Consider the following 22,743-nt stretch of genomic DNA (forward strand, 5'->3'; position numbering starts at 1 on the left):
TCACCCGGCGATATCGCGAATGGCGATTTCGCTCAAGATGCGTTCCAGCACCTGCTCGATGGACAACTCCGTGGAATCCAGCTGTATCGCATCAGCCGCCGGCTTGAGCGGGGCTACTGCGCGCTGGGTATCACGCTCATCACGTGCACGGATCTCATCTAGCAGACTCGACAGACTAACACCATCGACTTTGCCCTTCAACTGCAAGTAGCGGCGGCGAGCCCGCTCCTCGGCGCTGGCCGTCAGAAAAACCTTCAGCGGCGCCTCGGGAAACACCACGGTTCCCATATCGCGCCCGTCAGCCACCAGGCCCGGGGGCTCTTGAAAAGCCCGCTGGCGCAGCAGCAATGCGTCACGCACGGCCGGTAGTGCGGCTATCTGGGAAGCCCAGGAACCGACTTGCTCATTACGCAGGTCATCGGTCACATCATCCCCTTCCAGGATGATGCGTTGCGGATGACCTTCCGTCGCCCCGACGAACTGCACATCAAGATGCGCCGCCAACAGCTTCAAGGATTCTTCGTTGGTCAGGTCGACGCCATGGTTGCGCGCAGCAAAGGCCAGCAGGCGGTACAGCGCGCCGGAATCCAGCAGACACCAACCCAGGCGCTTGGCCAGAATGCCGGCGATCGTGCCTTTGCCCGAGCCGCTTGGCCCGTCGATGGTAATCACCGGTGCTTTAATATTCACAATTGAGCCTCTTGGGCTACACGGATGCCGACTTGGGCACACAGTGTAAGAAAGTTCGGAAAAGATGTAGAAACATTGGAGCAGTCACGGATACGAATCGGCGCTGTCGCCCGCAGGGAAGCAACACTGAATGCCATGGCAATCCGATGATCACCGTGAGCATGGACTTCACCACCCCCCATCGGACCACCGTCGATAATAATCCCATCAGGGGTCGGTTCGCACTTGACCCCCAGCGCCAGCAGACCATCGGCCATGACCTGAATGCGGTCAGACTCTTTGACGCGCAGCTCTTCGGCACCGCGCAAAACGGTTCGCCCTGCCGCGCAAGCCGCCGCAACAAACAGCACCGGGAACTCATCGATCGCCAATGGCACCAGCGCTTCGGGAATCTCGATACCCCTCAGCGCTGCCGCGCGCACACGCAGATCAGCGACAGGTTCCCCGCCCACTTCACGCGGGTTTTCCAAGGTGATATCCGCCCCCATCAGGCGCAGGATGTCGATCACCCCGGTACGCGTCGGATTGATGCCAACATGCTCCAGCAACACGTCGGAACCTTCGGCAATCGAAGCAGCCACCAGGAAAAACGCCGAAGAGGAAATATCCCCCGGCACCTCAATGCGGGTTGCTGTCAGTGCATGCCCGGACTCGACCGAGGCAGTCGCCCCGGCAACCGTTACCGGGTAACCAAAGCCGCGCAACATCCGCTCGGTATGGTCACGGGTCGGCGCCGGCTCGGTGACCGAAGTCTTGCCGGCGGCGTACAGCCCGGCCAACAACAGGCAGGACTTGACCTGCGCGCTGGCCATCGGCAACGCATACGTCAGCCCTTTCAGCGCCTGGCCGCCACGAATAGTCAGCGGCGGCCGCCCTTCAGGGCCGGTCTCGATCACCGCCCCCATTTCCCGCAGCGGCTTGGCCACGCGACTCATGGGACGCTTGGACAGAGAGGCGTCGCCCGTCAGCACACTGTCGAAGCTTTGCGCCGCCAGCAGCCCGGACAACAGCCGCATGGACGTCCCGGAGTTCCCCAGGTAAATCGGCCCCGGCGGCGCTTTCAGGCCATGCAATCCCACCCCGTGGATGGTCACGCGCCCATGGTGCGGCCCTTCAATTACCACGCCCATGTCGCGAAACGCCTGCAAGGTCGCCAAGGCATCTTCGCCCTCGAGGAAACCTTCGACTTCCGTCACACCCTCGGCCAACGACCCCAGCATGATCGAGCGATGGGAGATCGACTTGTCGCCCGGCACACGAATACGCCCGCTCAAACAGCCGCCCGGGCTAGCCAGGAACGTCAGTTCATCGGCATCCGACGCGGTTTCCATGTAGGCCCGGCGCGCCAGGATCTTGCTGAAATGCTCCCGCGCTACCCGCGCCCGGGTGAACACGCCCAGCAACTGATGCCCATCACCTGCATCGACCGCATCGCGCAAGGCGTCAAGGTCACTGCGGAACGTATCCAGGGTACGCAACACCGCTTCGCGGTTGGCGAGGAAAATGTCGTGCCACATCACCGGATCACTGCCGGCAATCCGCGTGAAATCACGGAAGCCGCCGGCGGCGTAACGGAAAATCTCGAGGTTCTCGTTGCGCTTGGCCAGGGAGTCCACCAAGCCAAATGCCAACAGATGGGGCAAATGGCTGGTCGCCGCCAGCACTTCGTCGTGGCGCTCGACCTGCATATGCTCGACGTCCGCCCCCAGCTCGCGCCACAGACGATCCACTACCGCCAGCGCCGCCGGATCGGTTTGCGCCAGCGGCGTGAGGATCACCTTGTGCCGGCGGAACAGCTGCGCATTGGACGCCTCCACCCCGCTCTGCTCGGAGCCGGCAATCGGATGGCCGGGTACAAAGCGCGCCGGCATGCCGCCAAAGGCCAGTTGCGCCGCGCGCACCACATTGCCCTTGGCACTGCCGACGTCCGTCAGGATCGCCTGGCCCAGGTCCATGCCGGCCAACAGCGCCAGCAATTTCTCCATGGCCAGGATCGGCACCGCCAGCTGGATCACATCCGCGCCCTGGCAGGCAAGCGCCAGGTCTGCCTCACAGCGATCGACTACCCCGAGCTCAACCGCCAACTTGCGCGACTGCGGGTCCAGGTCCACACCGACCACTTCGCCACACAACCCGCTTTCACGCAGGCCTTTGGCGAAGGAGCCGCCGATCAACCCCAGACCGACCACCACCAGGCGACCGATCACAGGCACAGCAGGTTGCATTGCAGTGACATCAACCACGAGCCAGAACCTTGGCCAGCGCCTCGAGGAAGCGGGCGTTCTCGGCCGGCAAACCAATGGTGATACGCAGGTGGTTCGGCATGCCGTAGTTGGCCACCGGACGCACGATCACCCCTTCAGCCAGCAGGCCCTGGAACACCGGGGCAGCCACCTGGCCAAGATCGACGCAGATGAAGTTGCCCTTGGACGGAATCCAGCCCAGGCCCAACTCACGGAAACCTGCCTGCAGTTGCAACATGCCGCTTTCGTTGATACGGCGTCCTTCTTCCAGGTACTCGGCATCCTTCACCGCCGCACAGGCCGCCGCCAGGGCGAGGCTGTTGACGTTGAACGGCTGGCGTACGCGGTTCAGCACATCCGCAACCACTGCCGTGGACAAACCGTAGCCAACCCGCAACGACGCCAAGCCATAAGCCTTGGAGAACGTGCGCGATACCAGCAGGTTCGGGTAGGCCGCCAGGAAGTCCAAACCATCCGGCAGGTCGCTGCCTTCGGCGTACTCGATGTAGGCTTCGTCCAAAACCACCAGCACGTGCTCGGGCACATCCTGTAGGAAATCGTTCAACGCCTGCGCATCGAACCAGGTCCCGGTCGGGTTGTTCGGGTTGGCGATAAACACCACGCGGGTCTGCGCATCGATGGCCGCCAGCATGGCCGGCAGATCGTGGCCCCAGTCCTTCGCCGGAATCACCCGCGCATCGGCACCCACCGCCTGGGTGACGATCGGGTAGACGGCAAATGCGTGTTCGCTGAACACCGCGTTGAGGCCCGGCGCCAGGTAAGCACGCCCGACCAGCTCGAGAATGTCGTTGGAACCGTTGCCCAACGTCACCTGATTCAGCTCGACCCGGCACTTTTCAGCCAGCAGCGACTTCAGGGCAAAGCCGTTGCCATCGGGATAACGCGTCAGCTCGGCCAGCTCTTCACGAATCGCCGCCAACACCTTGGGACTTGGGCCCAACGGGTTCTCGTTACTGGCCAGCTTGACGATCTTCGCCGGGTCCAGGTTCAACTCGCGCGCCAACTCGTCCACAGGCTTGCCCGGAACGTAAGGCGACAGTTGTTGCACGCCCGGCTGTGCCAGGGCGAGGAAGTTGCCACTCATGTTAACGCCTCACAAAACCGCTTTCGGGTAGGAGCCCAGCACCTTGAGTGCCACCGCTTCCTGACTGATTTTCTCCAGCACACCCTTGACCAGCGGGTCGCGGTGATGGCCGATGAAGTCGATAAAGAACACGTAGGTCCATTTACCGCTGCGCGAAGGACGAGTCTCGATGCGCGTCAGGTCAATCCCGTTGTCATGGAACGGTACCAGCAGCTCATGCAGCGCGCCGGGCTTGTTGCTCATGGAGACGATGATCGAGGTCTTGTCGTCGCCGGTCGGCGGCACTTCCTGGCTGCCGATCATCAGGAAGCGCGTGGAATTATCCGGACGATCCTCGATCTTTTCAGCCAAGCGCGTCAGGCCGTACAGGCCCGTCGCCATATCACCGGCGATGGCCGCCGAGTTCCACTCACCCTTGACCCGCTTGGCCGCTTCGGCGTTGCTGGACACCGCCACACGCTCGACATTCGGGTAGTGCGCATCCAGCCACTTGCGGCACTGGGCCAGGGACTGGGCGTGGGAGTAGATGCGGCTGATGCTGTCGGTCTTGGTGTTCTCGCCCACCAGCAAGTGGTGGTGGATACGCAGCTCGACTTCGCCGCAGATCACCATGTCGTGCTCAAGGAAGCTGTCCAGGGTGTGGTTGACCGCGCCCTCTGTGGAGTTTTCCACCGGGACCACGCCAAAATTCACCGCACCGGCTGCCACTTCACGGAACACTTCGTCGATCGCCGCCATGGGCTTGCTGATCACCGCGTGACCGAAGTGCTTCATGGCCGCCGCCTGGGTGAAGGTGCCTTCCGGGCCGAGGTAGGCCACTTTCAGCGGCTGCTCCAGGGCCAGGCACGAGGACATGATTTCACGGAACAACCGCGCCATCTCTTCGTTGCCCAGCGGGCCCTTGTTGCGTTCCATCACGCGTTTGAGCACCTGGGCTTCACGCTCAGGCCGGTAGAACACCGGCACTTCGCCTTCCGCCAGGGACGCCATCTTCACCCGCGCCACTTCCTGGGCGCATCGTGCGCGCTCACTGATCAGCTCCAGGACCTTCTCGTCCAGGCTGTCAATGCGTACACGCAGGGCCTTGAGTTCTTGCTCAGACATTAGCCGTGTTCCTTTTCGAACTCTGCCATGTAGGCAACCAGCGCATTGATCGCATGGATGTCGACAGCGTTGTAGATGGAGGCGCGCATGCCACCGACCGAACGGTGGCCCTTGAGGTTCAGCAGGCCGCGTTCGTCGGCGCCGGCGAGGAATGGCTTGTCCAGGCGGTCGTCAGCCAGGCGGAATGGCACGTTCATCCACGAGCGATCGGTCAGGTTGATCGGGTTGCTGTACAGGCCGCTGGCGTCGATGAAGTCGTACAGGGTGCGCTTCTTCTCTTCGTTGAGCTTGCCCATGGCGGCGACACCGCCCTGCTCTTTCAGCCACTCGAACACCAGGCCGGACAGGTACCAGGCGAACGCCGGCGGGGTGTTGTACATCGAGCCGTTATCGGCCGCGACCTTGTAGTTGAGCATGGTCGGGCACAGCGAGCGGGCGCGACCCAGCAGGTCTTCGCGGATGATGTTGACGAGGATGCCGCTCGGGCCGATGTTCTTCTGCGCGCCGGCGTAGATCATGCCGTACTTGGACACATCGATCGGGCGCGAGAGGATGTCCGAGGACATATCACACACCAATGGCACGTCACCGACTTCCGGCACCCAGTCGAATTCCAGGCCGCCGATGGTCTCGTTCTGCACGTAATGGACGTAGGCCGCATCCTTCGAGAGTTTCCACTCGTTCTGACCGGGAATCGCGAAGTAGTCGTAGGGCTTGGCGGTACCGGCGACGTTGACGTTGCCGTAGCGCGAGGCCTCTTCAATGGCCTTCTGGCCCCAGATACCGGTGTCGATATAGTCAGCCGTGCCGTCTTCCGGCAGCAGGTTCAGTGGAATCTGCGCGAATTGCTGGCTGGCGCCGCCTTGCAGGAACAGCACTTTGTAGTCTGATGGGATGTCCAGCAAGTCGCGCAGATCCTGCTCGGCCTTGTTGGCAATGGACACGAATTCATCGCTGCGATGGCTCATTTCCATCACAGAGAGGCCTTTGCCATGCCAGTCGAGGAGTTCACCCTGCGCACGCTGCAGGACTGCTTCAGGAAGCGCCGCGGGACCGGCACAGAAGTTATAGGCTCTCTTGCTCACATCCAATCTCACTCTGATCTGGTGGGGCTGCAATCATGTTCGACAACACCCTTTCCCTGGAGCGAACCCTTGTGGGAGCTGGCTTGCCTGCGATAAGGGCACCTCGGTATCGCAGTGATACCGCAGCGCTGCCATCGCAGGCAAGCCAGCTCCCACATTGACCGCGTCCAGTCAAAGGACATGTTGTTTCAAAGGGGACAAACAACAAGGGGGCGAATCTTCATCCGCCCCCTGTGTGTCCGCTTACTCCTGCGGTTCTTCTTCGTCTGCGGCAGCGTCGAGGGTTGGCTCGTCGACGCTGTCATCGCCTGTTGCGATCACCTCGCCGTCAAACTCTTCACCTTCCAGCTCCTCGCCTTCGACTTCCGATGGTTCCTGGACTCGCTCCAGGCCGACCAGTGTCTCGTCGCTGGCCAGCTTGATCAGCGTCACGCCCTGGGTGTTACGACCCAGGCTCGACACTTCGGCCACACGGGTACGTACCAGGGTGCCCTGGTCGGAAATCAGCATGATTTCCTCGCCATCGAGCACCTGGACCGCGCCGACCAGACGGCCGTTGCGGTCGTTGCTGACCATGGCGATCACGCCCTGGCCGCCACGCTTGTACTCCGGGAACTCGCTGATGGCGGTACGCTTGCCGTAGCCACGCGCCGAAGCGGTGAGGATCTGGCTGCCTTCTTCCGGGATCAGCATCGAAATCAGCTTCTGCCCTTCTGGCAGGCGCATGCCGCGCACACCGCGAGCGGTACGGCCCATGGCGCGAACGTCGGATTCCTTGAAGCGTGTCACCTTGCCACCGTCGGAGAACAACATGACTTCACGCTCGCCATCGGTGATGGCGGCGGAGATCAGTACGTCACCTTCGTCCAGCTCCAGGGCGATCAGGCCCACGCTGCGCTGGCGGCTGAAGGATTCCAGCGGGGTCTTCTTGACGGTGCCTTTGGCGGTCGCCATGAAGATGAAGTGACCTTCGGTGTATTCCTCGACCGGCAGCATGGTGGTGATGTATTCATCACTGTCCAGCGGCAGCAGGTTGACCAACGGACGACCACGGGCGGCACGGGAGGCTTCCGGGATCTCGTAGGTCTTGAGCCAGTACACCTTGCCTTTGCTGGAGAACAGCAGCAGCGTGGTGTGGCTGTTGGCCACGAGCAGGTGAGCGATGTAGTCCTCATCCTTCACGCCAGTAGCCGATTTACCTTTACCACCACGGCGCTGGGCCTGGTAGGCCGCCAGCGGCTGGGTCTTGGCATAGCCGCCGTGGGAGATGGTCACCACACGCTCTTCTTCCGGGATCATGTCACCCAGGGTCAGGTCGAGGCGCGCATCGAGGATCTCGGTGCGACGCACATCGCCGTATTCGGCGCGGATCACTTCCAGTTCTTCGCGGATCACTTCCATCAGGCGCACAGCGCTGCTGAGGATGCGGATCAACTCGCCGATCTGGTTGAGGATCTCCTGGTACTCGGCCAGCAGCTTCTCGTGCTCCAGGCCGGTCAGGCGGTGCAGGCGCAGTTCCAGGATGGCCTGGGCCTGTTCCGGCGACAGGAAGTACTTGCCTTCGCGCAGGCCGTATTGTGGGTCCAGGGTCTCTGGACGGCACGAATCGGCACCGGCACGCTCAACCATCGCGACCACGGCGCTGGATTCCCAAGGCGTGCTGATCAGCGCTTCCTTGGCTTCCGACGGGGTTGGCGAGGCCTTGATCAGGGCAATCACCGGGTCGATGTTCGACAGCGCAACCGCCTGGCCTTCCAGGATGTGGCCGCGCTCGCGAGCCTTGCGCAGTTCGAACACGGTACGACGGGTGACCACTTCGCGACGGTGACGCACGAAGGCTTCCAGCAGATCCTTGAGGTTCAGGATGCGCGGGCGGCCGTCGATCAGGGCAACCACGTTGATACCAAACACGCTTTGCAGCTGGGTCTGGGCGTAGAGGTTGTTGAGGATCACCTCCGGCACTTCGCCACGACGCAGCTCGATCACCACGCGCATGCCGTCTTTGTCGGACTCGTCGCGCAGTTCGGTGATGCCTTCCAGCTTCTTCTCTTTGACCAGCTCGGCGATCTTCTCGATCAGGCGCGCCTTGTTCAGCTGGTACGGCAGTTCGGTGATGACGATCTGCTGGCGGCCACCGACCTTGTCGATGTCTTCGATCATCGAGCGGGCGCGCATGTAAATGCGGCCGCGACCGGTGCGGTAGGCTTCGATGATGCCGGCGCGACCGTTGATGATCGCGGCGGTCGGGAAGTCCGGACCGGGAATGTATTGCATCAGCTCATCGACGGTCAGCTCAGGGTTGTCGATGAGGGCCAGGCAACCGTCGATGACTTCACCGAGGTTGTGTGGCGGGATGTTGGTCGCCATGCCCACGGCGATACCGCTGGAACCGTTGACCAGCAAGTTGGGAATACGGGTTGGCATCACAGCCGGGATCATTTCGGTGCCGTCGTAGTTCGGCACCCAGTCCACGGTTTCTTTGTGCAGGTCGGCCAGCAGCTCGTGCGCCAGCTTGGTCATGCGCACTTCGGTGTATCGCATGGCCGCGGCGTTGTCGCCGTCGACCGAACCGAAGTTGCCCTGGCCGTCTACCAGCAGGTAGCGCAGGGAAAACGGCTGCGCCATCCGAACGATGGTGTCGTACACCGCAGTGTCGCCGTGAGGGTGATACTTACCGATCACGTCACCGACAACACGGGCAGATTTCTTGTACGGCTTGTTCCAGTCGTTACCCAGCTCGCTCATCGCGAACAGCACACGCCGGTGCACGGGCTTCAAGCCATCGCGCGCATCAGGCAGTGCCCGACCGACAATTACGCTCATCGCGTAGTCGAGGTAGGACTGTTTCAGCTCGTCTTCGATATTGACCGGGAGGATTTCTTTGGCCAGTTCGCCCATGAGAAGCCTGATTCCTTTTTCGGGTGAAACCTCGTCACATCCATATGGGACGAACGAAGCTCGCCGCTGCCGGCACGGTGCCTGACAACGACTTACGACAAATCAACGAGTTATGACACGGATCTGCACGTTATAGGCAACCCCTCGGGGCGGCCTTGGAAACCGCCGGATGTTATCACAATCGCCGCCACGCACCTATCCCCCAGATGCGCATGGAGCATAGTTAGTTGACGGGTGACAGGCTTGAGGGGGACGAGAGGGGCTTAGAGAAGCGTTGAGGCTATTTTTTGTGGGCAGATCCGAGGGTTTTGTTGACTTTCAGGGCAATCGCGGGCAAGCCCGCTCCCACATTTTGAGCGGCGTACACCCTCAGTGTGGGAGCTGGCTTGCCTGCGATAGCCATTTCACTGGCACCAACGCCCTCAATGCAGACGCTTACGGCACATCAACTTGGCCATCTTGGCCACATCCGGCCGCTCGACAATGCCCTTTTCCGTGACGATCACGTCGATCAGGTCCGCCGGCGTCACGTCGAATACCGGGTTTAACGCATGCACCCCCAAGCGCTGCCCGACAATCTCCAGCAACTCGCCCGGATCACGCTCTTCCAGCGCGACGTCATCGCCCGTCGCCATCATCAAGTCGACGGTCGAACTCGGCGCCACCACCATAAAGCGCACGCCATGGTGCATGGCACAGACGGCAAGCTGGTAGGTGCCGATCTTGCTGACCACATCGCCATTGGCCGCAATGCAATCGGCGCCGACGATCACCCAGGTCACGCCTTTGGTCTTGAGGATATGCGCGCCCGCCGAGTCGGCATTCACCGTCACCGGGATGCCCTCGCCCGCCAGCTCCCAGGCGGTGAGCCGCGAGCCTTGCAGCCAGGGCCGGGTTTCGTTGGCGTAGACCTGCTCGACCATGCCTTCCAGGAAGGCCGCGCGGATCACCCCAAGGGCCGTGCCGACACCGCCCGTAGCCAAGGCGCCCGCATTACCGTGGGTCAGGATCGCCTGGGCGTTGCCCTGGTGCTTGCGGATCAACTCGACGCCCAGCTGGGCCATGTTCAAGTTGGCTTCCCGATCACTTTCATGGATCGCAATGGCTTCGGCCTCCAGCACCGCTAACGGATCAGCGTGCTTCTTGAGCCGGTCCAGACGGTCGCGCATGCGTTTCAGAGCCCAGAACAGGTTCGACGCGGTCGGACGGCTTTCAGCCAACAATGCGTAGTCTTCTTCCCACGCAGCCTGCCAGTCACCGCCCTCGGCGATCCGTTCACGGGCGGCGAGCACCAGGCCATAGGCCGCACTGATGCCGATCGCCGGCGCACCGCGCACGACCATGGTGCGAATCGCTGCGGCCACGGCCTCGACCGTGGAGCACGCCACCCAGCTTTCCCGGGACGGCAAGGCACGCTGATCGAGCAGGTACAGCGCGCCATCACGCCAATCGATGGCCTTCACTTTCTCCGCAGCCAACAGTCGATCGCGCATCCCTTACTCCGCACTCATGAACAAAAGCCGCCGATTATAGCGATCCGCCAGCCGGGGCGCTCGGGTATACTTCGGCCTTCTTTTATAGCTGCCTGGGAAGAAGCCCGCGATGACCGCCACTGCCGCCCCGCTCGACTTGGTGTTGCTGCCCACCTGGCTGGTGCCCGTCGAACCTGCCGGCGTGGTGCTCAAGGAACATGGCGTGGGCATCCGTGACGGGCGCATCGCCTTTATCGGCCCACGGGCGGCGGCATTGAAGCTGGCAGCCAAAGAGGTCCGCGAGTTGCCGGGCATGCTGCTCAGCCCTGGCCTGGTCAACGCCCACGGGCATGCGGCGATGAGCCTGTTTCGCGGCCTGGCCGACGATTTGCCGCTGATGACCTGGCTGGAAAAACACATCTGGCCCGCCGAAGCCAAGTGGGTCGATGAGGCTTTCGTACGCGACGGCACCGACCTGGCCATCGCCGAGCAGCTCAAGGGCGGCATCACCTGCTTCTCGGACATGTACTTCTACCCCAAGGTCGCCAGTGACTGCGTGCACAACAGCGGCATGCGCGCGCAAATCGCGATTCCGATCCTCGACTTCCCGATTCCCGGCGCCAGCAGCGCCGACGAGGCCATCCGTCAGGGTGTCGAGCTGTTCGGCGACCTCAAGCACCACCCGCGCATCAAGATCACCTTCGGCCCCCACGCGCCCTACACCGTGTGCGATGCCAACCTGGAAAAAATCCGCGTGATCGCCGAAGAGCTCGACGCCGCGATCCACATGCACGTACACGAAACCGCCTTTGAAGTGCAGCAAGCCGTCGAGCAGACCGGCGAACGCCCGCTCGCGCGCCTGGGCCGCCTCGGGCTGTTGGGCCCGCGCTTCCAGGCCGTTCATATGACCCAAATCAGCGAGGACGACCTGGCTTTGCTGGTAGAAAGCAACACCAGCGTGATCCACTGCCCGGAATCCAACCTGAAACTGGCCAGCGGCTTCTGCCCGGTGGAGCGCCTGTGGCAGGCTGGCGTCAACGTGGCCATCGGCACCGATGGCGCCGCCAGCAACAATGACCTCGACCTGCTGGGCGAAACCCGCACGGCAGCGATGCTGGCCAAGGCCGTCGCCGGTTCGGCCACCGCGCTGGATGCGCACCGCGCCCTGCGCATGGCCACCCTCAATGGCGCGCGGGCCATGGGCCTGGAAAGCGAGATAGGCTCGCTGGAAGTCGGCAAGGCGGCGGATATGGTCGCCTTCGATCTGTCAGGGCTGGCGCAACAACCGATCTACGATCCGGTCTCACAGCTTATATATGCCACCGGACGGGATTGCGTGAAACACCTTTGGGTCGCCGGCAAGCAGTTGCTCGACGACCGGCAATTGACCCGCATGGATGAGCAACAGTTGACCGCCACGGCCATCGCCTGGGGCAAACGCATCAGCGGGCACCACGAATAACGCCGGCCTTGACGCCGTACGTTCAAGACCGACAACCCGATTTATCAGATTTAGAGGATGCACCATGAGCAACGTCGACCACGCCGAAATCGCCAAATTCGAAGCCCTGGCTCACCGCTGGTGGGACCGCGAAAGCGAGTTCAAGCCCCTGCACGACATCAACCCACTGCGGGTCAACTGGATTGACGAACGCGTCAACCTGGCCGGCAAGAAGGTGCTGGACGTCGGCTGCGGCGGCGGCATCCTCAGCGAAGCCATGGCCCAGCGCGGCGCCACGGTGATGGGCATCGACATGGGCGAAGCGCCACTGGCCGTAGCCCAACTGCACCAGTTGGAGTCCGGGGTGAACGTCGAATACCGCCAGATCACCGCCGAAGACCTCGCCGAAGAAATGCCCGAGCAGTTCGACGTGGTCACCTGCCTCGAAATGCTCGAACACGTGCCGGACCCATCCTCGGTGATCCGCGCCTGCTTCCGCATGGTCAAGCCGGGCGGCCAGGTGTTCTTCTCCACTATCAACCGCAACCCCAAGGCCTACCTGTTCGCGATCATCGGCGCCGAATACATCATGAAGCTGCTGCCCCGTGGCACCCATGACTTCAAGAAATTCATCCGCCCGTCCGAGCTGGGCGCCTGGAGCCGCCAGGCCGGCCTGACCGTCAAGGACATCATCGGCCTGACCTACAACCCGTTGACCAAGCACTACAAGCTGGCCAGCGATGTCGACGTCAACTACATGATCCAGACCCTGCGCGAGGAGTAAGCCTGTGAAGTTGCGAGCGGTTCTCTTCGATATGGACGGTACGCTGCTGGACACCGCGCCGGACTTTATCGCCATCTGCCAGGCCATGCGCGCCGACCGTGGCCTGGCGCCGATCAACGATGCACACATCCGCGATGAAATCTCCGGCGGTGCGCGAGCGATGGTCGCCGTGACCTTTTCGATGGACCCGGAATCCCCAGGCTTTGAAGAGCTGCGCCTGGAGTTCCTGGAGCGTTACCTCAAGGGTTGCGCGGTGCACAGCAAACTGTTCGACGGCATGGCCGAACTGCTGGCGGACATCGAGAAGTCCAAGCTGGTCTGGGGCGTGGTCACCAACAAGCCGCTGCGCTTTGCCGAACCGATCATGCAGCAACTGGGCCTGGCCGAGCGCTCGGCCCTGCTGATCTGCCCGGACCACGTGAAAAACAGCAAGCCGGACCCGGAGCCGATGATCCTCGCGTGCAAGATGCTCGACCTCGACCCGGCCAGCGTGTTGTTCGTGGGCGATGACCTGCGCGACATCGAGTCTGGCCGCGATGCCGGCACCCGCACCGCCGCGGTGACCTACGGCTATATCCACCCGGACGACAACCCACGCAACTGGGGCGCCGACGTGGTAGTGGACCACCCGCTGGAACTGCGCAAGGTGCTGGATAACGCACTGTGCAGTTGCTGATTGCTTACCTATCTCCAAACCGCTGATGTCAATGTGGGAGCTGGCTTGCCTGCGATAGCGGCCTGCCAGCCAACACTTCTGCTGACTGATACACCGCTATCGCAGGCAAGCCAGCTCCCACAAGAATTGGGTTGCAGATTGAGCGCTGTATCACTGTGAATTTTGTCGAGGCTATTTATGTTTGATTACTCTGCACGTCCAGAACTGCTCAAAGGCCGGGTGATCCTGGTCACCGGCGCCGGTCGCGGGATTGGCGCGGCGGCGGCGAAAACCTACGCCGCCCATGGCGCCACCGTGCTGTTGCTGGGCAAGACCGAAGCCAACCTCGCCCAGGTCTATGACGAAATCGAAGCGGCCGGCCAACCTCAGCCGGTGGTGATCCCCTTCAACCTGGAGACCGCCCTGCCCCATCAGTACGATGAGCTGGCAGCGATGATCGAAAAGGAGTTCGGCCACCTCGACGGCCTGCTGCACAACGCCTCGATCATCGGCCCACGTACGCCGATCGAGCAGTTGTCCGGTGAGAACTTCATGCGCGTGATGCACGTGAACGTCAACGCGATGTTCATGCTGACCAGCACCTTGCTGCCGCTGCTCAAGCTGTCCCAGGATGCGTCGGTGGTGTTTACCTCCAGCAGCGTCGGGCGCAAGGGGCGGGCGTACTGGGGGGCTTACGGTGTTTCGAAGTTTGCCACTGAGGGGCTGATGCAGACCTTGGCCGATGAGCTTGAGGATGTGGCAGCGGTACGCTCCAACAGCATCAACCCAGGCGGCACACGCACCAGCATGCGGGCCCAGGCGTATCCGGGGGAGAACCCGATGGAGCGGCCGGCGCCGGAAGAGATCATGCCGGTGTACCTGTATCTGATGGGGCCTGACAGTACTGGCATCAATGGCCAGGCGTTCGACGCGCAATAATCCCTGATACACCATAAAAGCAAAATGTGAACACCAAAAATGTGGGAGCGGGCTTGCCCGCGATGGCGGAGGGTCAGGCGAAGTATTCGTCACTGACAGATCGCCATCGCGGGCAAGCCCGCTCCCACATGGGTATTGCGGTGTTCTTTAGTTTTTTACGACTTCTTCTAGGGTGAAACGACCCAATGGGTTTTGCAGGAAGTTACTGATGTTGCTGCGTGAAATATTGATGTACGGGCTGTAGTACAAGTCAATCCAGTTCACGTCCTGCTTGGCCAGCTTCTGCAACTCCACATACATCTGCTCACGCTTGACCGGGTCGGCCTCGATCCGCGCGGCTGCCACCAGGTCCTTGACCTTGTCGTTCTTGTAACGGGTCATGTAGTTCTGGTTGGTGTCGTGGCCCAGCACGAAGGTGGTCTTCTGGTCCGGGTCGAGGATGTCGTTGGTCCAGTACATCACCGAAATATCGTACTCACCGTCCACCAGCATCTGCCAGCTTTGGGTCGGGTCGACCTTTTGCAGGTTGGCGGTCACACCGACCTTGGCCAACTGGTCCTTGATGATCACCGCGATCTGCTCGTCGGCTTCGTTGCCGGCGTTGACCACGTAGTTGAGTTTCAAGTCCTTGGCGCCGGCATCGGCCAGCAGCTTCTTGGCGGCCGTCGGGTCATACGGGCGTTGCAGGTTGTTGGCGTAGTGGAACAGCGAACCCTTAGGGATGTAGGAATACGCCACAGTGCCTTGACCGTAAGTGGCGGTCTTCACCAGCGATTGTTTATCGATGGCCATGTCCAGCGCCTCGCGCACTTCCTTCTTGGCCAGCAGGCCGTGGGCGTGGTTGATCAGCAGGTGATCTTCGCGGGTGGACGGGTCGGAGTGGATCACCACGTTCTTGTCTTTCTTCAGCTCTTCAACGCGGGAAAACGGCACGAAGATCGCCGTGTCCAGTTCGTTGTTCTGCACCATGCGCATGCGCGTGTTGTCGTCGGTCACCGAGACCCATTCCACGCCGTCCAGGCTGACGTTCTTGGCCTGCCAGAAGTTCGGGTTCTTCTTCAGGATCACGCGGTCGCCCTTGCGCCACTCGTCCACGGTGAACGCGCCGGAGGTTACCGGGTTTTCCGAGTAGGCGTCTTCGCCCATCTTGGTCATGGCTTTTTCCGACAGGATCGACACCGTCGGCGACGCCAGTTGCGAGAGGAAGGCTACGGCCGGAGTCTTGAGGGTGACCACCAGGGTCTTCGGATCAGCCGCCTTGGCGGTGTCGATCAGGCTGAACGGATCGCTCCACAGCGAGGCCTTGTTGTCACGGATGCGCAACAGGCTGAACGCCGCGTCGTCGGCGCTGATCGCCGAGCCATCGGAGAACTTCGCATCACGCAGCTTGAAGGTGTAGGTCAGGCCGTCCTTGGAAATGTCCCAGCTTTCTGCCAGCCCCGGCTCCATCTTGGTGCCCAGGTTGTCCACGCGGACCAGGGTGTCGTACACGTTGGCGAATACCCAGGTGTCACGGTTTTGCGCGCTTTTGATCGGGTCGAACGTGGTGCTGTCTTCACGGCAGCCGATGGTCAGTACACCGGCGGCTTGCGCCAACCCGGCGGTCAGGGACCAGGCGGTCAATGTAGCGGCGGCGAGCAACTTCAAATGACGCGATTGCATATCACAACTCCTTGTTAATGAATGGCAGAGGGTTAAAGCAATGGTTCTTCAAGCACGCAACTGTACCGATGCTCGTGCAGGAAATGGGTAGGCGGCAACACCACGGAACACATGGTTTGCGCATGCCGGCAACGCGGGTGAAAGGCGCAACCGGCAGGCAGGTTCAGCGGGCTCGGTGGCTCACCGGGCAAAGGTTCTGTAGGCAACGGCCGATGGGGATCGATCTCGGGAATCGCCTCGATCAACGCCGCCGTATAGGGATGACGCGGCGCGGTGAAGACCGCTTCCACCGGCCCTTCCTCGACGATCTTGCCCAGGTACATCACCGCCACGCGGTCGCACAGGCGGCGCACGATGGCCAGGTCATGGGCGATAAACAGGATGGCCAGGTTCATGCGCTGTTGCAGTTCCAGCAACAGGTTGATGATCTGCCCCTGGATCGACACGTCCAGCGCCGCCACGCACTCATCGGCAATGATCAGGCGCGGCTCCACCGCCAATGCGCGGGCGATACCCACGCGCTGGCACTGGCCGCCACTGAGGGAGCCGGGCTTGCGGCTGGCCAGTTCGGGGCGCAGGCCGACCAGGTCGAGCAGCTCATCGACGCGGCGCGGGATCTGGTCCGGCGTGACCTTGCGCTGCACCCGCAGCACTTCGGCAATGGTTTCGCCAATGGTGTGGCGCGGGTTCAGCGCTGCGTACGGGTCCTGGAAGATCATCGCAGTTTCGTGACGCAGGCGGGCGATGTCGATAGGGCTGCCATGGGCCATGTCGATGCCATCGAACAACACCTGCCCGGCGCTGATCGGATTGAGGTGCAGAATCGCCCGACCCAGGGTGCTCTTGCCACTGCCGGACTCGCCGACCAAGCCCAGGGTTTCCCCCGCCGCCAGGTTCAGCGAAACACCGTTGACCGCCCTCACCCACTGCTTGTTCAACCCCAGGAAACCGCTGCCGGACGCGGCAAACTTCACCTCCAGGTCCTTGATCTGCAACAGGCTCATGGGCGTGCTCCCAACGGGTAGTGACAGGCCACGCGCAAGCCTTGCGGCACCTGCTCGGTACACAAGGCGCCCACCTGCGGGCAGCGCGGGTTGAAGCGACAACCGTCGGGCAGCGCATCCAACAACGGCGGCTGCCCGGCGATGGTGCGCAGCAACGCGTGGCCGCTGCTGTGGGCCGGCTGGCACGCGATCAGGCCAGCGGTATACGGGTGTTGCGGGCGCGCCAACAAGTCGTACTTGCTCCCCTGCTCACACAGGCGCCCGGCGTACATCACCGCGATGGAATCACAGGTCTGCGCCACCACGCCAAGGTCATGGGTGATCATGATGATCGACAGGCCGCGCCGGTCGCGCAGGTCCAGCAGCAAGCGCAGGATTTGCGCCTGCACGGTCACATCGAGGGCGGTGGTCGGTTCGTCGGCGATCAACACTTTCGGGTTGCAGCCCAAGGCGACGGCGATCATCGCGCGTTGGCGCATGCCGCCGGAAAATTCGTGAGGATAGTTGTCCACCCGCGCCTGGGGATCGGGAATGCCGACTTGGCGCAGTACCTCGATGGCTTGCCGGCGCGCGTCTTTTTTCGACGCGCCCTGGTGCAGACGAATGCCCTCGGCAATCTGCTCGCCGATGCGCATCAGCGGGTCGAGGTGGCTGCTGGGGTTCTGGAAGATCATGCCCAACTGCCCACCGCGTACGGCGCGCATGCCGGTATCGTCCAGCGCCAGCAAGTCCTGGCCGGCCAGCCGTACGGCAGCGCCCTGCACCCGCAGGTTCGGCGACGGCAACAAGCGCATCAGCCCGCGGCAGGCCATGGTCTTGCCCGAGCCGCTCTCGCCCACCAGCCCGAGGATTTCGCCTTCGGCCAGGGCGAAGGACACACGGTCCACCAGCGTTACATCGCGCCCCGCGTTGTTGGCGATCACGCTCAGGTCCTGCACCTGCAACAGGCTCATGCGCGGTCCCCCAACACTTGCGCGACACCGTCGGCCAGCAGGCTGAAACCCATGGCCAGGGTGACGATGGCCAGGCCGGGGAATGTACAGATCCACCACGCCGTGGTGATAAACGCCTGCCCTTCGGCAACCATCGTGCCCCACTCGGCGGTCGGCGGCTGCACACCCAGGCCCAGGTAACTGACGGCGGCGCCGTTGAGCAGCACCAGCACCGCGTCCGACATGGAAAACACAATGGAGCCAAACATCGCATTCGGCAGCAAATGCCGGAACAGAATGCGCCCATGACCAAAGCCCAGGCTCTTGGCGGCCAGGGCAAAGTCGCTTTCCTTGAGCACCAGGATCTGCGAGCGGATCAACCGCGCATACGACACCCAGCCCACCAGCGCCATGGCGATATAAAAGCTCTGCAAGCCCGGCCCGAGGATGGCCATGATCGCCAGCATCAGCACCAGGAACGGGAACGCGAGGATCACGTCGATCACGCGCATGCAGAAGCTGTCGAAACGCCCGCCGATGTAGCCGGAGACCGCACCGACAAAGGTGCCGATCATGAACGGAAAGATCACGCCGACGATGGCCAGTTGCAGGTCGATGCGTGCGCCCCAGATCACGCGGGAGAGAATGTCGCGCCCGTAGTTATCGGTGCCGAAGGGATGGGCGAGGCTGGGGGCCAGCAAACTGAACTCGGTGTTCTGCGCAATCGGGTCATAGGGGGCGATCCACGGCGCAAACACTGCCAAGGCAAACCATACGAACAAGATCAACAGGCCCCACGCGGCGGTCAGTCGGCCATTGCGAAAACCAAAGCGCAGGCGCAAGCGCCAGGGGGCGATCAACGGGCGGCTGCTCATTGCATCTTCACCCGTGGGTCGAGGGCCACTGTGACCACGTCGGCGGCAAAGTTGACGATTACCGTCGCACACGCCAGCACCATGGCCACGCCCTGCACCACCATGTAGTCGCGGGTAAAGATGCCGCGCACCAGCAATTGGCCGATGCCCGGGATGGCGAACAGGCTTTCGATCACCACCGTGCCGCTGATCAGCCAGCCGATGTTCACCGCCAGCAGGTTGACCGCCGGCACTAGGGAATTGGGCAACACATGCCGACGAAACACCGCCGCCTCCGACAACCCGCGCGCCCGCGCAGCGGTGACGTGATCGGCCTGCAATTCCATCAACATGCTCGCCCGCAGGTTGCGCACCAGCACCGCCGACAGTGCCAGGGCAATGGTCAGGCACGGCAAGACCATGTGGTGCGCCTTGTCGAGAAAGGTGCGGCCGTAGCCCGACACCGGAAACAGGCCCCACTTCACACTCAGCAGCAGGATCAGCATCAGCCCCAGCCAGAACGCCGGCATGCCCAGGCCAACCGTGGTGAACACGCGGATCAGGTTATCCACCCAGCCGCCCTTGTTGCGCGCCGCCAGGGTGGCCAGCGGCACCGCGATCAACAGCGCCAGCAGCACGCTGCCGAGCACCAGCACCAGGGTCGGCTCGATGCGGGTGACGATCAGCTTCAGGGCATCGACCTTGTACAGCAGCGATTGGCCGAGATCGCCTTTGAGCAGGTTCTTCAGGAAGTAGAAATATTGCAGCCACAACGGCTGGTCGAGGCCGTACTGGGCGCGGATTTTCAGCAGCGCGTCCGGTGTGCTGCGCGAGCCCAGCAAGGCCCGCGCCGGATCGCCGGGGATCGAGCGCACCAGGATAAAGGTGATCAGGCTGATGCCAAACAACACCGGCAGCAATTGCAGCGGCCGGGACAGCACAAAACGGTAGCGCGCCAGGTTCATCCGTCAGCCTCGGTGACGCGCGAGGAAGTCCAGCAACACCGGGAAATAGGCCTGGGGCTCTTCGTAGAACGGCATATGGCTGCTGTTGGGAAAGACGTGGAGTTCGGCGTGCTTGACTGCCATCTTCATACGCATGGCGCAGGCCGGGGTGAGTTCGTCGTGTTGGCCGGTGGTGATCAGCGTGGGCATCGTAAAGTCGGCCATCTCGGGGATGCGGTTCCAGTCCTTGAGGTTGCCGACATAGAGGAACTCGTTAGGGCCCTGCATGGTTTCATAAGGCCCCATGTTCCAGTCGCCGAGGGAGCGCTTGACCGGCTCGGGCCATTCGTCCAGGCGGCACACGTGGCGATAGTTGAGCAAGGTGATGGCGGCCTGGTACTGGGGATGGTCGAGGGTGCCCATGGCTTCATGGCGCTGCATCATCGCCACGGTTTCACTGCCGAGGGCGCCGCGCAGGCGTTCAAGCTCCTGGGACAGGTGCGGAATGTCGCCGACGGTGTTTTCGAGGATCAGGCTTTTCAACGCAGCGGGGTAATGGATGGCGTATTCGATGCCGAGCCAGCCGCCCCAGGAATGCCCCAGCAAATGCACGCGTCCCAGATTCAGGGTTTGGCGCACGGTTTCGACTTCTTCGACATAACGGCGGATTTCCCACAGGGAAACATCGGTCGGTCTGGCTGATGCGCCCGTGCCAAGCTGGTCGAATGCAACCACTCGCAGGTTATGGTCCTTGAGCCAGCCATGGGCGTCGCGCAAGTAGTCACACGGCAGGCCCGGGCCGCCGTTGAGGCACAAGAGCACCTCATCGCCTTCGCCGAAGCTGTAGACCACGAGGTTATGGCCGTCGACGTGCACGTTGTACTGCTGGTCGGGGGCAATTTCACGCCACATGCATACATTCCTTGTGTGGTATCGGCCTGGCTGGCAGCGGCCGTTGATCAGGCCAACACTACCGAGGATGCCGTGCGTCCATAACCTAGTATTTCTTATAGGTTTGGCCTGGCAGTCCTTCGCCGGGGCGTGGCATTCTACTTGCCGCAAGTCGAGATTCAAATGAATTCGGGAGCAGAACGGATGCTGGCCAAGCTTACTGCCTTCAATAACCGTCTGATGCCGGGCAGGAGCCTGGATGAACAGATGGACAACACCTTTATCCTTGCCCAACAGTTGGGTTTTGATGCACTGGTGTATGACTACACCCCGGTGCCCATCGACCATGACGGCGCCTTGATCACCCCTTCGGTCCTGGAACTGCGCAACACGCCGCCCGACTGGCACGCGTTGTGGTGCGGCGAAGGCTTCTACCAGATCGACCCGGTGCAGCACCTGGCCTTGAGCACAGTATCGCCATTTGTCTGGTCCTACGAGGCCAAGGCCCAGACGGCGCTGCAGAAGATCATCGACCCTTGCCACGCGCCTGTTTCCTCTTATTTGCACGAACGCCAACTGACCTGCGGCGTCAGCGTGCCCATCCACTTGCCACGCGGCGGCTTCGCCTCGTTGACCGGCCTGCGCATCGGCAAGGCCCGCAGTGTGTTGCAGGATGCACAGCAGACCCTGGCGGATTTCAGCCTGATTACCCACGCCTTGCAGGAAGCGGCCTACCCGCTGTTCAGCAAAGAGCTACGCACGTACCCGCATATCCACCTGACCAAACGCGAACGCGAATGCCTGAAATGGGCCGCCGACGGCCTCACCGCCGCCGAAATCGCCACGCAGTTGAGCCGTTCACTGGCGGTGGTCACCCTGCACCTGGCCTCGGCGATGCACAAGCTGGGGGCCAAGAACCGCGTACAAGCGGTGGTGCGCGCCACCCATTACCGCCTGCTGGAAGATTGACCGATGGGTAAAACCTAGCTGTTTTGCTAGTTACCTAAATCTGGCGTGCCGACTATCGTGTCCCTGATCCTTTTTCCAAAGAGCAGGGTACGAAATGGAATTCATCGAAAAAATCCGCGAAGGGTATGCGGCCTTTGGCGCCTACCAGACCTGGTACCGCGTCACCGGCGACCTGACCACCGGCCGCACGCCGCTGGTGATCATCCACGGCGGCCCCGGCTGCACCCATGACTATGTCGATGCGTTCAAGGACGTCGCCGCCAGCGGCCATGCCGTGATCCACTACGATCAACTGGGCAACGGCCGCTCCACCCATTTGCCGGACAAAGACCCGTCGTTCTGGACCGTCGACCTGTTCCTCGCCGAACTGGACAACCTGCTCGACCACCTGAACATCCGCGATAACTACGCGATCCTCGGCCAATCCTGGGGCGGCATGCTCGGCAGCGAACACGCGATCCGCCAGCCCAAGGGCCTGCGCGCGTTCATCCCGGCCAACTCGCCGACGTGCATGCGCACCTGGGTCAGCGAAGCCAACCGCCTGCGCAAGCTATTGCCTGAAGGCGTGCACGAAACCCTGCTCAAGCATGAAGCCGCCGGCACCTATCAAGACCCGGAATACCTCGCCGCCTCGCGGATTTTCTATGACCAGCACGTGTGCCGCGTCAATCCATGGCCGGAAGAGGTCGCGCGGACCTTTGCCCAAGTCGACTCAGACCCCACGGTGTACCACGCCATGAGCGGCCCGACCGAGTTCCACGTGATCGGCAGCTTGAAGGATTGGAAGTCGATTGGCCGGTTGTCGGCGATCAAGGTGCCGACCCTGGTGATCTCCGGGCGGCATGACGAGGCCACGCCATTGGTGGTCAAGCCGTTCCTGGATGAAATCGCGGATGTGCGCTGGGCGCTGTTTGAAGACTCCAGCCACATGCCCCATGTCGAAGAACGCCAGGCGTGCATGGGCACTGTGGTGAAGTTTCTGGATGAGGCGTGTTCGGTACCGTACCCAAAGCTTAAGGCTGGCTAAATCAAAATGTGGGAGCGGGCTTGCCCGCGATGACTGGGGTGAAT

Annotated in this window: 19 protein-coding genes; 6 read left to right on the forward strand and 13 right to left on the reverse strand. The window is 62.2% G+C overall.

Translation table 11 applies throughout. From position 1 onward, the window contains the following. The 7 genes from cmk to mtnA all read right to left on the reverse strand — a co-directional run bounded on the left by cmk (nucleotide 1) and on the right by mtnA (nucleotide 10,618). Entirely contained in the window at nucleotides 1–690 is a 690-nt protein-coding gene (cmk, locus tag B348_RS0101895) for a (d)CMP kinase (protein ID WP_017734471.1), read from the reverse strand. Further along, nucleotides 687–2,897, reverse strand: a complete 2,211-nt coding sequence (locus B348_RS0101900; RefSeq protein ID WP_026136486.1) for a bifunctional prephenate dehydrogenase/3-phosphoshikimate 1-carboxyvinyltransferase — start codon at nucleotides 2,895–2,897, stop codon at nucleotides 687–689. Before B348_RS0101900 ends, cmk begins: the two co-directional genes overlap by 4 nt. A gap of 28 nt (nucleotides 2,898–2,925) precedes the next feature. Continuing rightward, nucleotides 2,926–4,038 carry a histidinol-phosphate transaminase gene (gene hisC / locus B348_RS0101905; RefSeq protein ID WP_017734473.1) on the reverse strand — a complete coding sequence of 371 codons (1,113 nt, stop codon included), beginning with the start codon at nucleotides 4,036–4,038 and terminating at the stop codon, nucleotides 2,926–2,928. A gap of 9 nt (nucleotides 4,039–4,047) precedes the next feature. After that, nucleotides 4,048–5,142, reverse strand: coding sequence for a prephenate dehydratase (pheA, locus tag B348_RS0101910; protein ID WP_017734474.1), 1,095 nt, complete (start codon nucleotides 5,140–5,142; stop codon nucleotides 4,048–4,050). Continuing rightward, a complete protein-coding gene (serC, locus tag B348_RS0101915) occupies nucleotides 5,142–6,227 on the reverse strand; it encodes a 3-phosphoserine/phosphohydroxythreonine transaminase (protein ID WP_026136487.1) in 1,086 nt (361 codons plus the stop codon). Before serC ends, pheA begins: the two co-directional genes overlap by 1 nt. Nucleotides 6,228–6,470: 243 nt before the next feature. Then, nucleotides 6,471–9,125, reverse strand: a complete 2,655-nt coding sequence (gene gyrA, locus B348_RS0101920) for a DNA gyrase subunit A (protein WP_017734476.1) — start codon at nucleotides 9,123–9,125, stop codon at nucleotides 6,471–6,473. A gap of 422 nt (nucleotides 9,126–9,547) precedes the next feature. Next, the gene (gene mtnA / locus B348_RS0101925) at nucleotides 9,548–10,618 is read right to left on the reverse strand and encodes an S-methyl-5-thioribose-1-phosphate isomerase (RefSeq protein ID WP_017734477.1); all 1,071 of its coding nucleotides are present in this window, start codon (nucleotides 10,616–10,618) and stop codon (nucleotides 9,548–9,550) included. Nucleotides 10,619–10,727: 109 nt separating this feature from the next. On the opposite strand from mtnA, the gene B348_RS0101930 reads away from it, so the two are divergent. The 4 genes from B348_RS0101930 (at nucleotide 10,728) to B348_RS0101945 (ending at nucleotide 14,416) form a co-directional block, all read left to right on the forward strand. Beyond that, nucleotides 10,728–12,059: a TRZ/ATZ family hydrolase gene (locus B348_RS0101930; protein ID WP_017734478.1), complete on the forward strand. Its 1,332-nt coding sequence runs from the start codon at nucleotides 10,728–10,730 to the stop codon at nucleotides 12,057–12,059. Between the two features lie 64 nt (nucleotides 12,060–12,123). Then, on the forward strand, nucleotides 12,124–12,822 hold the full coding sequence (ubiG, locus tag B348_RS0101935; RefSeq protein WP_017734479.1) for a bifunctional 2-polyprenyl-6-hydroxyphenol methylase/3-demethylubiquinol 3-O-methyltransferase UbiG: 699 nt from the start codon (nucleotides 12,124–12,126) through the stop codon (nucleotides 12,820–12,822). Nucleotides 12,823–12,826: 4 nt separating this feature from the next. Next, a complete protein-coding gene (gene mupP / locus B348_RS0101940) occupies nucleotides 12,827–13,498 on the forward strand; it encodes an N-acetylmuramic acid 6-phosphate phosphatase MupP (protein ID WP_026136488.1) in 672 nt (223 codons plus the stop codon). Between the two features lie 177 nt (nucleotides 13,499–13,675). Further along, nucleotides 13,676–14,416, forward strand: a complete 741-nt coding sequence (locus B348_RS0101945; RefSeq protein WP_017734481.1) for a YciK family oxidoreductase — start codon at nucleotides 13,676–13,678, stop codon at nucleotides 14,414–14,416. 147 nt (nucleotides 14,417–14,563) lie between these two features. Here B348_RS0101945 and B348_RS0101950 read toward each other — a convergent pair whose 3' ends face one another. The 6 genes from B348_RS0101950 to B348_RS0101975 are packed head-to-tail and all read right to left on the reverse strand — an operon-like array spanning nucleotide 14,564 to nucleotide 20,724. Further along, entirely contained in the window at nucleotides 14,564–16,078 is a 1,515-nt protein-coding gene (locus B348_RS0101950) for an ABC transporter substrate-binding protein (protein WP_017734482.1), read from the reverse strand. A gap of 32 nt (nucleotides 16,079–16,110) precedes the next feature. Next, nucleotides 16,111–17,082, reverse strand: a complete 972-nt coding sequence (locus B348_RS0101955) for an ABC transporter ATP-binding protein (protein WP_017734483.1) — start codon at nucleotides 17,080–17,082, stop codon at nucleotides 16,111–16,113. Then, the gene (locus tag B348_RS0101960; protein WP_017734484.1) at nucleotides 17,079–18,035 is read right to left on the reverse strand and encodes an ABC transporter ATP-binding protein; all 957 of its coding nucleotides are present in this window, start codon (nucleotides 18,033–18,035) and stop codon (nucleotides 17,079–17,081) included. Before B348_RS0101960 ends, B348_RS0101955 begins: the two co-directional genes overlap by 4 nt. Beyond that, the gene (locus B348_RS0101965) at nucleotides 18,032–18,889 is read right to left on the reverse strand and encodes an ABC transporter permease (protein ID WP_017734485.1); all 858 of its coding nucleotides are present in this window, start codon (nucleotides 18,887–18,889) and stop codon (nucleotides 18,032–18,034) included. Before B348_RS0101965 ends, B348_RS0101960 begins: the two co-directional genes overlap by 4 nt. Beyond that, the gene (locus B348_RS0101970) at nucleotides 18,886–19,833 is read right to left on the reverse strand and encodes an ABC transporter permease (RefSeq protein ID WP_017734486.1); all 948 of its coding nucleotides are present in this window, start codon (nucleotides 19,831–19,833) and stop codon (nucleotides 18,886–18,888) included. Before B348_RS0101970 ends, B348_RS0101965 begins: the two co-directional genes overlap by 4 nt. A 3-nt stretch (nucleotides 19,834–19,836) precedes the next feature. After that, nucleotides 19,837–20,724: a proline iminopeptidase-family hydrolase gene (locus B348_RS0101975; RefSeq protein ID WP_017734487.1), complete on the reverse strand. Its 888-nt coding sequence runs from the start codon at nucleotides 20,722–20,724 to the stop codon at nucleotides 19,837–19,839. Nucleotides 20,725–20,907: 183 nt separating this feature from the next. Here B348_RS0101975 and B348_RS0101980 point away from each other — a divergent pair, with 183 nt between their 5' ends. Together B348_RS0101980 and B348_RS0101985 are read left to right on the forward strand one after the other, a co-directional pair. Next, nucleotides 20,908–21,672 (forward strand): LuxR family transcriptional regulator, encoded by a 765-nt coding sequence (locus tag B348_RS0101980; protein WP_017734488.1) that lies wholly within the window; start codon nucleotides 20,908–20,910, stop codon nucleotides 21,670–21,672. 94 nt (nucleotides 21,673–21,766) lie between these two features. Then, nucleotides 21,767–22,699, forward strand: a complete 933-nt coding sequence (locus tag B348_RS0101985; RefSeq protein WP_017734489.1) for a proline iminopeptidase-family hydrolase — start codon at nucleotides 21,767–21,769, stop codon at nucleotides 22,697–22,699. Nucleotides 22,700–22,743 lie beyond the last annotated feature (44 nt).

Source organism: Pseudomonas sp. CBZ-4 (assembly GCF_000346755.1).
In the GTDB taxonomy this organism is placed as follows: Bacteria; Pseudomonadota; Gammaproteobacteria; order Pseudomonadales; family Pseudomonadaceae; genus Aquipseudomonas.